Source organism: Rhizobacter sp. P2_H3 (genome assembly GCF_056403355.1).
This window is the reverse complement of sequence record NZ_JBFUFQ010000043.1, coordinates 24,827-35,345: the sequence shown is the minus strand read 5'-3', so window position 1 is coordinate 35,345 and position 10,519 is coordinate 24,827. Positions and strand designations below refer to the sequence as shown.

General features: G+C 68.2%; 11 protein-coding genes and 1 riboswitch. Of the genes, 8 read left to right on the top strand and 3 right to left on the bottom strand.

Translation table 11 applies throughout. The features are described from left to right. Positions 1 to 1,119 (bottom strand): YbfB/YjiJ family MFS transporter (locus tag AC1D1T_RS11275; protein ID WP_477824972.1); only part of this gene is annotated, 1,119 nt, incomplete at its 3' end. 86 nt (positions 1,120 to 1,205) lie between these two features. Between AC1D1T_RS11275 and AC1D1T_RS11270 the strand changes: the two genes are divergently transcribed. The 3 genes from AC1D1T_RS11270 (at position 1,206) to AC1D1T_RS11260 (ending at position 2,857) form a co-directional block, all read left to right on the top strand. Then, positions 1,206 to 2,039, top strand: a complete 834-nt coding sequence (locus AC1D1T_RS11270) for a transglutaminase-like domain-containing protein (protein WP_477824971.1) — start codon at positions 1,206 to 1,208, stop codon at positions 2,037 to 2,039. A gap of 64 nt (positions 2,040 to 2,103) precedes the next feature. Continuing rightward, entirely contained in the window at positions 2,104 to 2,313 is a 210-nt protein-coding gene (locus AC1D1T_RS11265) for a hypothetical protein (protein WP_156154949.1), read from the top strand. 58 nt (positions 2,314 to 2,371) lie between these two features. Continuing rightward, entirely contained in the window at positions 2,372 to 2,857 is a 486-nt protein-coding gene (locus AC1D1T_RS11260; RefSeq protein ID WP_477844429.1) for a DinB family protein, read from the top strand. Between the two features lie 8 nt (positions 2,858 to 2,865). On the opposite strand, the gene AC1D1T_RS11255 is transcribed toward AC1D1T_RS11260, so the two are convergent. Continuing rightward, complete coding sequence (locus tag AC1D1T_RS11255) at positions 2,866 to 3,792, bottom strand: AraC family transcriptional regulator (protein ID WP_477824969.1); 927 nt, start codon at positions 3,790 to 3,792, stop codon at positions 2,866 to 2,868. A 204-nt stretch (positions 3,793 to 3,996) separates the two neighbouring features. Here AC1D1T_RS11255 and AC1D1T_RS11250 point away from each other — a divergent pair, with 204 nt between their 5' ends. Then, on the top strand, positions 3,997 to 5,034 hold the full coding sequence (locus AC1D1T_RS11250; protein WP_477824968.1) for an aldo/keto reductase: 1,038 nt from the start codon (positions 3,997 to 3,999) through the stop codon (positions 5,032 to 5,034). A gap of 75 nt (positions 5,035 to 5,109) precedes the next feature. Continuing rightward, positions 5,110 to 6,162 carry a hypothetical protein gene (locus AC1D1T_RS11245; protein WP_477824967.1) on the top strand — a complete coding sequence of 351 codons (1,053 nt, stop codon included), beginning with the start codon at positions 5,110 to 5,112 and terminating at the stop codon, positions 6,160 to 6,162. Positions 6,163 to 6,172: 10 nt separating this feature from the next. Here the strand turns inward: AC1D1T_RS11245 and AC1D1T_RS11240 are convergent, their stop codons facing one another. Then, positions 6,173 to 6,982, bottom strand: coding sequence for an HAD-IIB family hydrolase (locus AC1D1T_RS11240; protein WP_477824966.1), 810 nt, complete (start codon positions 6,980 to 6,982; stop codon positions 6,173 to 6,175). Between the two features lie 94 nt (positions 6,983 to 7,076). Then, a riboswitch (S-adenosyl-L-homocysteine riboswitch) is annotated at positions 7,077 to 7,161 on the top strand. Between the two features lie 75 nt (positions 7,162 to 7,236). Between AC1D1T_RS11240 and ahcY the strand changes: the two genes are divergently transcribed. The 3 genes from ahcY to metF all read left to right on the top strand — a co-directional run bounded on the left by ahcY (position 7,237) and on the right by metF (position 10,346). Beyond that, positions 7,237 to 8,664, top strand: a complete 1,428-nt coding sequence (gene ahcY / locus AC1D1T_RS11235; RefSeq protein ID WP_477840604.1) for an adenosylhomocysteinase — start codon at positions 7,237 to 7,239, stop codon at positions 8,662 to 8,664. 87 nt (positions 8,665 to 8,751) lie between these two features. Continuing rightward, positions 8,752 to 9,519 carry a TlyA family RNA methyltransferase gene (locus tag AC1D1T_RS11230; RefSeq protein ID WP_477824964.1) on the top strand — a complete coding sequence of 256 codons (768 nt, stop codon included), beginning with the start codon at positions 8,752 to 8,754 and terminating at the stop codon, positions 9,517 to 9,519. Next, positions 9,516 to 10,346 carry a methylenetetrahydrofolate reductase [NAD(P)H] gene (gene metF, locus AC1D1T_RS11225; RefSeq protein ID WP_477824963.1) on the top strand — a complete coding sequence of 277 codons (831 nt, stop codon included), beginning with the start codon at positions 9,516 to 9,518 and terminating at the stop codon, positions 10,344 to 10,346. The genes AC1D1T_RS11230 and metF overlap by 4 nt, the downstream gene beginning before the upstream one ends. Positions 10,347 to 10,519 lie beyond the last annotated feature (173 nt).

Genomic DNA, 10,519 nt, shown 5'->3' with positions numbered 1-10,519 from the left:
GGCCGAGGCAGCGAGCCCGGCGCGCAGCCCGCCCGGCCCGTCGGCCAGCCAGCCGACCAGGCTCGGGCCGACGATCTGCCCGGCCGCGAACACCGTCGTGAAGGCGGCGATGCCCGCCGGCCACGCGGCGGCCGGCAGGTTGTGCCGCACCAGCGCGGTGGTCGATGCGACGACCGACAGGAACACGCTGCCGAACAGCGCGCCCGAGACGAAGCCGGCCAGCGGGTGCGCGCTGACCACCGGCAGCAGCGTCGCGACCGCGAGCAAGGCGTTCAGCAGCGCCATCGGCTGCCCGCCGCGCCAGCGCTGCAGCAGCCCGGCCCACAACCACGATGACGCGATCACGCCGAGGCCGAGCAGCGCATAGAACACCGTGATCAGCCCGCTGCCCAGCTGCTGCTCGCGCAGCAGCGTCACCGAGAAGGTCATGTAGCCGATGTAGCCGAGGCCGAACAGCGTGTACGACGCGAGGCCGAACATGAAATCGCGCGCCTGGAAGCCGGTGCGCGCCGACGCCGGTGCCGGCGTGGCATCGAGGCCGCGTGTGCCGCCTGCGGTGAGGGCGGTCGCGATCAGCGCCACGGCGCCCAGCGCGATCCAGGCCCATTGCCAGGCATGCGATTGCGACAGCGCGACCAGCGGCGGCACCAGCAGCGCCGACGCGACGATGCCGACGCCGGTGCCGCCGTAGTAGATCCCGAGGACCAGCCCGGAACGCGCCGCACCATCGCTGCCGACCAGGCGCGCCGCCATCAGCCCGCCGGAGATGAACGCGGCGGCGCTGGCGATGCCGGTCGCGAGGCGCAGCGCGTACAGCGCCGCGTCCGAGGTAACGAGGCCGTGCGCCACCAGCATCACGCCCGCCGCGGCGCTGCCGGCCAGCAGCACGCGCCGCGCGCTCAGGCGCGCCAGTGCCAGCGGCGTGGCCAGCGCGCCGAGCAGGTAGCCCGCGGCGTTGACGGTGTTCATCGCGCCGGCGGTGAGGTAGCTCCAGCCCAGGTCGGTGCGCATCGCCGGCAGCAGCAAGGCGTACGAGAAGCGCGCCAGGCCGAGCGATACCGCGGCGGCCAGGGCCAGCGCGGCGGCGGTGCGCAGGGTCGAGGGGGTGGGGGAGCTCATCGCGGTGCATTGTGCCCAGCCTCGTCCTACAGCGTCGCGGGCAGCCGGCCGATGGGCGCGGCGCGCGCGCCGCGGTGCAATGCCGCATGCACAAGCGCTTCGATGTCGACTGCGAGCTGAGCTACCAACTGGCGGGCCCGGCGGACTTCCTGTTCCAGCTGCATGCGCTCGACGGCATGGACCAGCGCGTGCTGAGCGAATCACTGGAGGTGGAGCCGGCGGTGCGTGTGCACGTCTACGAGGATCCGGCGGTCGGCCACCGCTTCGCGCGCCTGTCGGCCGGCGCGGGCACGCTGCGGCTGCAGTACCGCGCCCGCGTGGAACGCCGGCCGGTGCCGGTGGACCTGGCCGCAGCCGAGATGGCGATCACCGAGCTCCCCGACGAGGTGCTGCACAACCTGATGCCCACGCGCTACTGCGAATCCGACCTGCTGTCGCATGCGGCGATCAAGATCTTCGGCGAGCTGCCGCGGGGCGCGATGCGGGTGCAGGCGATCTGCGACTGGCTGCACGACAACGTCGACTACCAGCTCGGCTCGAGCACCGCGACGACGACCGCCTGCGACGTGTTCCGCAACCGGGCCGGCGTGTGCCGCGACTTCGCGCACCTGGGGGTGACCTTCTGCCGCGCGCTCAACATCCCGGCGCGGCTGGTGGTCGGTTATGCGCGCTTCGACGAGCCGCCACCGGACTTCCATGCGCTGTTCGAGGCATACCTGGGTGGGCGCTGGATGATGTTCGATGCGACCCGGATGTCGCCGGTCGACGACCTGGTGCGCATCGCGATGGGGCGCGATGCCAAGGACGTGGCCTTCGCGACGATCTTCGGGCCGGCGACGATGACGGCGATGCGGCCGGATGTCGCGCCGGTGACAGCCACGGGTGCGGATGCCCGGACCCCGGGTGATCCGTCTGCGTGAGCGTGTGGAACCGTGCGCAGCGAGGCGTTACCAAGCGGCCTGTTGCCGTTGAACGGAGCGCCGGATGACTTCGCTGACCACCGACCGCTGCACCCTTGCATGCGCCCCTGCCACGAGACCGGCAGGCTTGTCCGCGGAGGCCTCGTTCCTGCGGATCGTTCAGGCCGTGCAGCAGAAGGAGCGGCTTGCCGCCAGCGGACTGGGCTTCCGGCGGTTCGACCCGACGGCACCCGGCACCCATCACGGGGGCCACGCGCAGGGTTCTGTACGATGACGAGGCCGGGGCCCCTCTGCCTCTTCACCTGACAGGCTGCGTCATGTCCATCTCCTCGATGAAATCGCTGTTCGCCTACAAGGCCTGGGCCAACGCGGAGTTGTTCGCACTGCTGCGGACCCTTCCCGCGGAGCAGGCCGATGCGCTCCACCTGTGCCTGCGGACGCTGAACCACATCTACGTGGTGGACCGGATCTTCCGTGCGCATCTCGGCGGCGAGGCCAGGCCGTTCGACGCCACGAACACCAAGGACACGCCGTCGCTGGCGCAACTGCAGGCCGATGTGGCGGCGACGGACGCGTGGTATGTCGCCTACGCGTCGGGGCTGTCCGAGGCGGCGTTGTCCGAGACCCTGGGCTTCACCTTCACCGATGGCGATGCCGGGCGCATGTCCCGCGAGGAGATGCTGCTGCACGTCATCACGCACGGCGGCTACCACCGCGGCAACGTCGGGCAGGTCCTCAAGTCGATCTCCGTCGCGCCGCCGCGCGATCTGTACACCAAGTTCCTGCACACGAGCGAGCCGGCGCGAAGGGCGGGCTGAACCCGCCGTCAGACGGGTTCGCCGACTTCGTTCTCGGCCAGCCAGCGCCGCCGGTCGCGCGCCGGCGGCGCACCGAACATCCGCCCGTACTCGCGCGCGAACTGCGAGGCGCTCTCGTAGCCGACCTGGTGCGCCGCGCTCGACGCATCGATGCCGCCCGTGAGCAGCAGCCGGCGCGCCTCCTGCAGGCGCAGCTGCTTCTGGAACTGCAGCGGGCTCATCGCGGTGACCGCCTTGAAGTGGTGGTGGAACGACGACACGCTCATGTGCACCTCGCGCGCGATCTCGTCGATGCGCAGCGCGTGCGCGAAGTTCGTGCGCAGCCGCGCGATCGCCTTCGCGATGCGCTGCGTGTGGCTGTCCTGCAGCGCGAGCTGGCGCAGCCGCGCACCTTCGCCGTTCATCAGCAACCGGTACAGGATCTCGCGCTTGACCAGCGGCGCGACGATCGCGATGTCGGCCGGCGCATCGAGCAGATTCAAGAGCCGCAGCACCGGCTCGAGCACCGGCAGCCCGATGCGGTTCACGTAGATGCCGCGCGCCGGCCCGGCGTGCGCGGCGGCGGGCAGGCGTTCGTCGCGGATCAGCTCGCCGATCTCGGCGACGTCCAGCGACAGCCGCAGGCCCAGGTAGGGCAGCGTGTCGCTCGCGACGCGCACCTGGCCGACCACCGGCAGGTCGACCGAAGTCACCAGGTAGTGCAGTGCGTCGTAGGTGTGGATCTCGTCGCCGACCATCACCTGCTTGGAGCCCTGGGCGATCAGCGCCAGCGCCGGTTCGTAGACGTGGTGCTTCGGCCCGCCCGGGTTCGCGATGCGGTAGACGATGAGGCCGGGCACCGGCGTCTGCACGACGCCTTCCGTGCCGGCGGTCGCGCGGTTCAGCATGCCGACCAGCGAGCGGCGGGCGTCGTCGAGTTCGAGGGGGTCGTCCATGGCGGCGTCGCGTGTGCGTGAGGGGGCGTGGAGGATCGGGTGCGTCGCAGCTTAGCGCTGTCCACGCGCACCTGCACCACGGCGCCGAGCGGTCTGGAGAAATGGGCAAGAACTCTGCAGGAACGTGCTGGCGCGGCGGCGGCCGGCGGCTGGACACTGCCGCCCTGGCCCCGCCTCCCGGGGCAACGTCACAAGGAGCTGGACATGCAACATCGCAAACTCGGCCGCACCGGCCTGTTCGTCTCGGAACTGTGCCTGGGCACGATGACCTTCGGCGGCTCGGGCGGCATCTGGAGCCAGATCGGCAAGCTGCAGCAGGACGAGGCCGATGCGCTGGTGGGCCGCGCGCTCGATGCCGGCATCAACTTCATCGACACCGCCGACGTCTATTCCGAAGGCCTGTCGGAGCAGATCACCGGGCAGGCGCTGCGCAACCTGAAGGTGCCGCGCGACAAGGTGGTCATCGCCACCAAGGTGTTCGGCGAGACCGGCGCCAAGGGCGTCAATTCCTCGGGCATGTCGCGCTTCCACATCATGGACGGCGTGAAGGCGAGCCTGAAGCGCCTGCAGCTGGAGCACATCGACCTGTACCAGATCCACGGCTTCGACCCGTCGACGCCGATCGACGAGGCGGTGCACGCGATGGACACGCTGGTGCAGCAGGGGCATGTGCGCTATGTCGGCGTGTCGAACTGGGCGGCGTGGCAGATCGCGAAGGCGCTGGGCATTGCGGAGCGCGACGGCAAGGCGCGCTTCGAATCGCTGCAGGCCTACTACACGATCGCCGGGCGCGACCTGGAGCGCGAGATCGTGCCGATGCTGCGCAGCGAGCAGGTCGGGCTGATGGTGTGGAGCCCGCTGGCCGGCGGCCTGCTGAGCGGCAAGTACGGGCGCGACGGCCAGGGTGCCGAGCATGGCAGCCGGCGCACCACCTTCGATTTCCCGCCGGTGAATCGGGCGCGTGCCGACGACTGCATCGACGTGATGCGCGGCATCGCCGAGGCGCATGGGGTGTCGGTGGCGCGGGTCGCGCTGGCCTGGGTGCTGCACCAGCCGGCGGTGAGCACGGTGATCATCGGCGCCAAGCGGGTCGAGCAGCTGGACGACAACATCGCGGCGACGGCCTTGAAGTTGAACGCCGATGAACTGGCGGCGCTGGACCAGGTCAGCGCGCTGCCGGCGGAGTACCCGGGGTGGATGCTGGCGCGGCAGGCGGGGCAGCGGGCGGCGCGGCTGGGGTGATCCGTCAGGGGCGTCGAGGAGGAACGTTCGAGGCGAGGTGGTTACCAAGCAGAACCAGTTCGTCAGGATGTAGCCATGCTCGAGTCAGTCAAGAAGTCGCGCTTCAATCCCTTCTCTCGGAGGCGCAATGGCTCGGATGGGCCGAAGGTTCGTGGGGATGTCGAGAGGAACCGAGAAAAGGCCCGCCACTCGAACTCGTCGGTGGAGGACTCCCTCGGGTTTTCGCTTGATGGGACCGCCAGCGAGGAGGCCGATCGAACTCAGATGAACGAGTCACTGAAGCACGGTGCTGTGGATGAGATTCTGCGTCGAGGAGGCCCTTTCGGCAGCCGTGCCAGTCACCAGAACCTTGAGATGTTCATCGAGAATGCCACTGCACTGATCACGAGCGACGATGATGTGGCAACGCACGTTGAGAATGTGTTCTTGGCCCTGGAGATGGGCTTCACTGTCGAGGCAGAGCACCGCGGCTTTCTGGACAAGTTGGCCAGGTGGTGCAAGTCCGCAAAGAAGCGCCTCGGCGACGACAAGGCCTTGTGCAGTGAACTCGACAGGCTGCGCGTGCCGCTCGAAAGCGCCGCCCTCACACTGCAATCGGAACCTCGCACCGTTTTCGCGGCCGATTGCGGGGCTATTCCAACCTACAAGACAGAAATCGAACTGCGGGGCGACTCAAGTGGCTTTCGTCTCAAGAATCGCACGCCACTGTTCCAGAAGGACGTCATCTTCAAGATCAAGGGCTATAAAAGTGCCACTTCGGGTGAGCTTGTTCAATTCCTGCGTGACGCCGTGGAGGGCAAGGACCCGGAATTCGGGCCGGTGAAGCAGTTTCGACTCTGTGCATGGTTGATGCGGAAGCATGCTTTTTCCGGTGAAGAGGCCTTCCAGGTTCTTGCTCACGCCGTTGCGGCAATGCGCAGCTACCAGGGATGGGCCTGGGCCAGCTCGGATTTTCACCACGCGAAGACGCTGTTCAAGCAGTGCCGAGCGCTGCACTCGGCTGGTGAATTTGGCGATTGCTCCAAGCCTGCTGCCGCATGGCTGTACGAATTGGGGCAGCACACGGCGATCCTTGGCCACGACAAAGGGCTCAAGTTGGGAGGCTTGATGTCGGGAACCAGGACGTGATGACGCAGTTTCAACCCAGCGCCAGCAGCGCCTGAACGAACTCGGCGAACCCTTCGCCTCGGGGGCTGCGCGTCAGGTACGCCGGCCAGGTGTGCAGCCGATCGGCGAACTGCATCAGGTTCGCGACCCCCACGCTGACCGGGAAGTGCCCGAACATCGCCTGGTCGTTCGTCGAATCGCCGACGTAGGCCCAGGCGGGGGTCTCGGCATCGAGCGAACGCCCGAGCAGCCGTTGCACGATCCAGCGCGCGCCGCTCAGCTTGTCGTGCTCGCCGTACCAGCCGTTGATGTGGATCGAGCTGACGGTGGCGTTCATGCCTTCGCTGCGCATCACCTGCAGCACCGCGTCGATCTGCGGCTGCGTGAGGTGGGCGAACTCGCTGTGGTCGATCGCGATGTCGGTGACGCGGCCGGCGCTGTCCTGCGCGAGCGTCGTGCCAGGCACCTCGGCGAGCACGCGTTGCGCGGTGCGCCGCAGCCGCAGCGTGTTGCGGGCGCGGGTGGCCTCGTCCTGCGCGTACTCGATCTGCAGGTGGCCGGCCGCGTTGCGGAATAGCGCGACTGCGCCGTTCTCCGCGACGATCGCATCGATTGGCCAGTCGCGCGCAAACGGCTCGCTCCAGCCCATCGACCGGCCGGTGATCGCGATGACCGGCAGCCCGGCGTCGCGCAGCGCCTGCAAGGCCGCCAGCGCTTCGGGCTCGATCGCGCCGTCGCGCGTCAGCGTGTCGTCGATGTCGGTCAGCACGCCGCGCACGCTGCGGGCCAGCTCGGGGCTCAGTTCTGAAAGGGGGCGAGGGCGGGGTGCGATGTCAGACATGCCCTGCAGTCTTGCACGACCCGCGGGCATACCGCACGCCACAACGCACGCAACGCACTGGAATCCGCCCGATCCGGCGACTACAATCCCTGCACTTTCCGAGGAGCGTTGCAAGGCCGCCTGTCGCCACGACAGCCGCCCCAGGCTCGGGAATTCAATTGCAACCGCGCTCACCCGCACGATCGTCCCTCGTGGGTGAGTCTCTGAACTGCCAACGGCGATGCGCGTGCGGGTCCCTTTCAATGGAGCCCGACATGAACGCTGTTCTCAAGCCTTCCCAAGACCACGCCATCGCCGACATCTCGCTTGCCGCCTGGGGCCGCAAGGAGATCCGCATCGCCGAGACCGAGATGCCCGGCCTGATGGCCATCCGCGAGGAATTCGCGAAGGCGCAGCCGCTGAAGGGCGCGCGCGTCACCGGCTCGCTGCACATGACGATCCAGACCGCCGTGCTGGTCGAGACGCTGCAGGCGCTGGGCGCCCAGGTGCGCTGGGCCTCGTGCAACATCTTCTCGACGCAGGACCACGCCGCCGCCGCGCTGGTCGAGAAGGGCACCCCGGTGTTCGCCTACAAGGGCGAGAACCTGACCGACTACTGGGATTACACGCACCGCATCTTCGACTTCGGCCCGAAGGGTTCCGACGGCGAAGGCCCGAACATGATTCTCGACGACGGCGGCGATGCGACGCTGCTGATGCACCTGGGCCAGCGCGCCGAGAAGGACATCAGCGTGCTGGACAAGCCCGGCAGCGAGGAAGAGACCTGCCTGTTCGCGAGCATCAAGGCCAAGCTCGCGCAGGACCCGACCTGGTACACCCGCAAGAGCGCGCAGATCCAGGGCGTGACCGAAGAGACCACCACCGGTGTGCACCGCCTGAAGGAAATGAGCGCGAAGGGCACGCTGCTGTTCCGCGCGATCAACGTGAACGACTCGGTCACGAAGAGCAAGTTCGACAACCTGTACGGCTGCCGCGAATCGCTGGTCGACGGCATCAAGCGCGCCACCGACGTGATGATCGCCGGCAAGGTGGCCTGCGTGGCCGGCTATGGCGACGTGGGCAAGGGCTCGGCCCAGGCGCTGCGCGCGCTGAGCGCCCAGGTGTGGGTGACCGAGATCGACCCGATCAACGCGCTGCAGGCCGCGATGGAAGGCTACAAGGTCGTGACGATGGAGTACGCCGCCGACAAGGCCGACATCTTCGTGACGACCACCGGCAACAAGGGCGTGATCCGCCACGAGCACATGCTCGCGATGAAGGACCAGGCGATCGTCTGCAACATCGGCCACTTCGACAACGAGATCGACATCGCGGCGATCGAGAAGTACGAATGGGAAGAGATCAAGCCGCAGGTCGACCACGTGATCTTCCCGGACGGCAAGCGCATCATCCTGCTGGCCAAGGGCCGCCTCGTGAACCTCGGCTGTGGCACCGGCCACCCGAGCTTCGTGATGAGCTCGAGCTTCGCCAACCAGACGATCGCGCAGATCGAGCTGTTCACGCGGCCCGAGAAGTACCAGGTCGGCCAGGTCTACGTGCTGCCCAAGCACCTCGACGAGAAGGTCGCCCGCCTGCACCTGAAGAAGGTCGGCGCGATGCTGACCGAGCTGACGGACGAGCAGGCCGCGTACATCGGCGTGTCGAAGAACGGCCCGTACAAGCCCGACACCTACCGGTATTGAGCCCCCCAGTCGCTTCGCTCCTGCCCCCGAGGGGCGCCACCCCTGGGCCCGGCAAAGCCGGATCCCGGGGCGTTGCTTGATCATCCGATGCGCATCGACCAATTGCTTGTTCAAGAAGGCCTTGCTCCGACCCGATCGGCCGCTCAGCGGTTGATCGAGCGGGGCGCCGTCCGCTGGCTCGGCCCCAAGGGCTGGGCCGTTCCCAGGAAGGCAGGTGAGGACGTACCGGAAGGCTGCGAGCTCGAGATCACCGACGACGCGGAGCTGCGCTTCGTGTCGCGTGGTGGGCTCAAGCTGGAAGGTGCGCTCAAGCATTGCAGGATCGACGTGACCCGCCTCGCCTGCCTGGATGCGGGCCAGAGCACCGGTGGCTTCACCGATGCCCTGCTGCAGGCCGGTGCAGCCCGCGTGGCCGGCATCGACGTCGGCCACGGGCAGTTGCACCCGAAGCTGCAGGCCGATGCGCGGGTGCAGTGCTTCGAGGGCGTCAATGCGCGCGACGTGTCCGGCTCGGCCTTCGAGGCCGCGTCGACGCCGCACAGCTTCGGCTTCGTCACCGGCGACCTGTCGTTCATCACGTCGACGCACGTGCTGCCCACGCTGGCGCACTACCTGGCGCCCACGGGGCACCTGCTGTTGCTGATCAAGCCGCAGTTCGAGCTGCAGCCGGCGCAGATCGGCAAGGGCGGCATCGTCAAGGACGAACGGCATTTCGCCGAGGTCGAGACGCGCATCCGCACCGCCTGCAGGGAGCAGTTCCTCCAGGTGCGCGCCTATTTCCAGAGCCCGATCAAGGGCGGCAACGGCAACACCGAGTTCTTCGTGTGGGCCGTGCCGACCGAGGATGTTGCATGAACCGAGTTCCCGTCAGCCTGGAGTTCTTTCCGCCGAAGACGCCCGAGGGCGTCACCAAGCTCGCGGCCGTGCGCCAGCAGCTGTATGCGCTGAAGCCGAGCTTCTGCTCCGTCACCTACGGCGCGGGCGGCTCGACGCAGGACGGCACGCTGGCCGCGGTGCAGGCGATCCTGGCCGAGGGCGTCGAGGCCGCATCGCATTTCACCTGCGTCGGCGCCGACCGCGCGTCGGTGCGGGCCAAGCTGGCGCAGTTCCAGGCCGCGGGCATCCGCCGGCTGGTGGCGCTGCGCGGCGACCTGCCGAGCGGCTACGGCGGTTTCGGCGAGTTCCGCTATGCGAGCGAGCTGATCGCGTTCATCCGCGAGGCGACCGGCCGCCAGTTCCACATCGAGGTGGCGGCCTATCCCGAGATGCATCCGCAGGCGAGGTCGCCGCAGGCCGACCTGCAGGCGTATGTCGAGAAGGTGAAGGCGGGCGCCGATGCGGCGATCACGCAGTTCTTCTTCAACGCCGACGCGTACGAGCGCTTCGTCGACGATGCGCGCAAGCTGGGGGCCGGGATCCCGGTGGTGCCGGGCATCATGCCGATCACCAATGCGAGCGGCATCATCCGCTTCGCCGATTCGTCGGGGGCCGAGATCCCGCGCTGGATCCGGCTGCGGCTGCAGAGCTTCGGCGACGACACCGCGTCGATCAAGGCCTTCGGGCTGGATGTCGTGACCGAGCTGTGCGAGCGGCTGCTGCGCATGGGCGCGCCGGGGTTGCACATCTACACGATGAATGCGGCGACGGCGCCGCTGGAGATCTGCCGGCGGCTCGGGTTGTAGATTCGTTCGTTCGCGCCTTCGTGCCACCGCCCTGCCTTGTGGGGGGTGACAAGCGAAGAAGTGGGGTTGAATCCCGGCTTGGCACCCGGGCTACGAACGACGGACGCACAAGCGCAGCGAGGTGCCCATCAAGCAACGACCCGGGATCCGGCTTTGCCGGGCCCAGGGTTGGC

Bases quoted from the DNA above. Each gene is read 5' to 3' on its own strand.
- AC1D1T_RS11265 (WP_156154949.1), top strand. From the start codon at position 2,104: ATGACTTCGCTGACCACCGACCGCTGCACCCTTGCATGCGCCCCTGCC.
- AC1D1T_RS11230 (WP_477824964.1), top strand. From the start codon at position 8,752: ATGCGCATCGACCAATTGCTTGTTCAAGAAGGCCTTGCTCCGACCCGA.
- AC1D1T_RS11245 (WP_477824967.1), top strand. From the start codon at position 5,110: ATGCTCGAGTCAGTCAAGAAGTCGCGCTTCAATCCCTTCTCTCGGAGG.
- AC1D1T_RS11270 (WP_477824971.1), top strand. From the start codon at position 1,206: ATGCACAAGCGCTTCGATGTCGACTGCGAGCTGAGCTACCAACTGGCG.
- ahcY (WP_477840604.1), top strand. From the start codon at position 7,237: ATGAACGCTGTTCTCAAGCCTTCCCAAGACCACGCCATCGCCGACATC.
- AC1D1T_RS11250 (WP_477824968.1), top strand. From the start codon at position 3,997: ATGCAACATCGCAAACTCGGCCGCACCGGCCTGTTCGTCTCGGAACTG.
- AC1D1T_RS11255 (WP_477824969.1), bottom strand. From the start codon at position 3,792: ATGGACGACCCCCTCGAACTCGACGACGCCCGCCGCTCGCTGGTCGGC.
- AC1D1T_RS11260 (WP_477844429.1), top strand. From the start codon at position 2,372: ATGAAATCGCTGTTCGCCTACAAGGCCTGGGCCAACGCGGAGTTGTTC.
- AC1D1T_RS11240 (WP_477824966.1), bottom strand. From the start codon at position 6,982: ATGTCTGACATCGCACCCCGCCCTCGCCCCCTTTCAGAACTGAGCCCC.
- metF (WP_477824963.1), top strand. From the start codon at position 9,516: ATGAACCGAGTTCCCGTCAGCCTGGAGTTCTTTCCGCCGAAGACGCCC.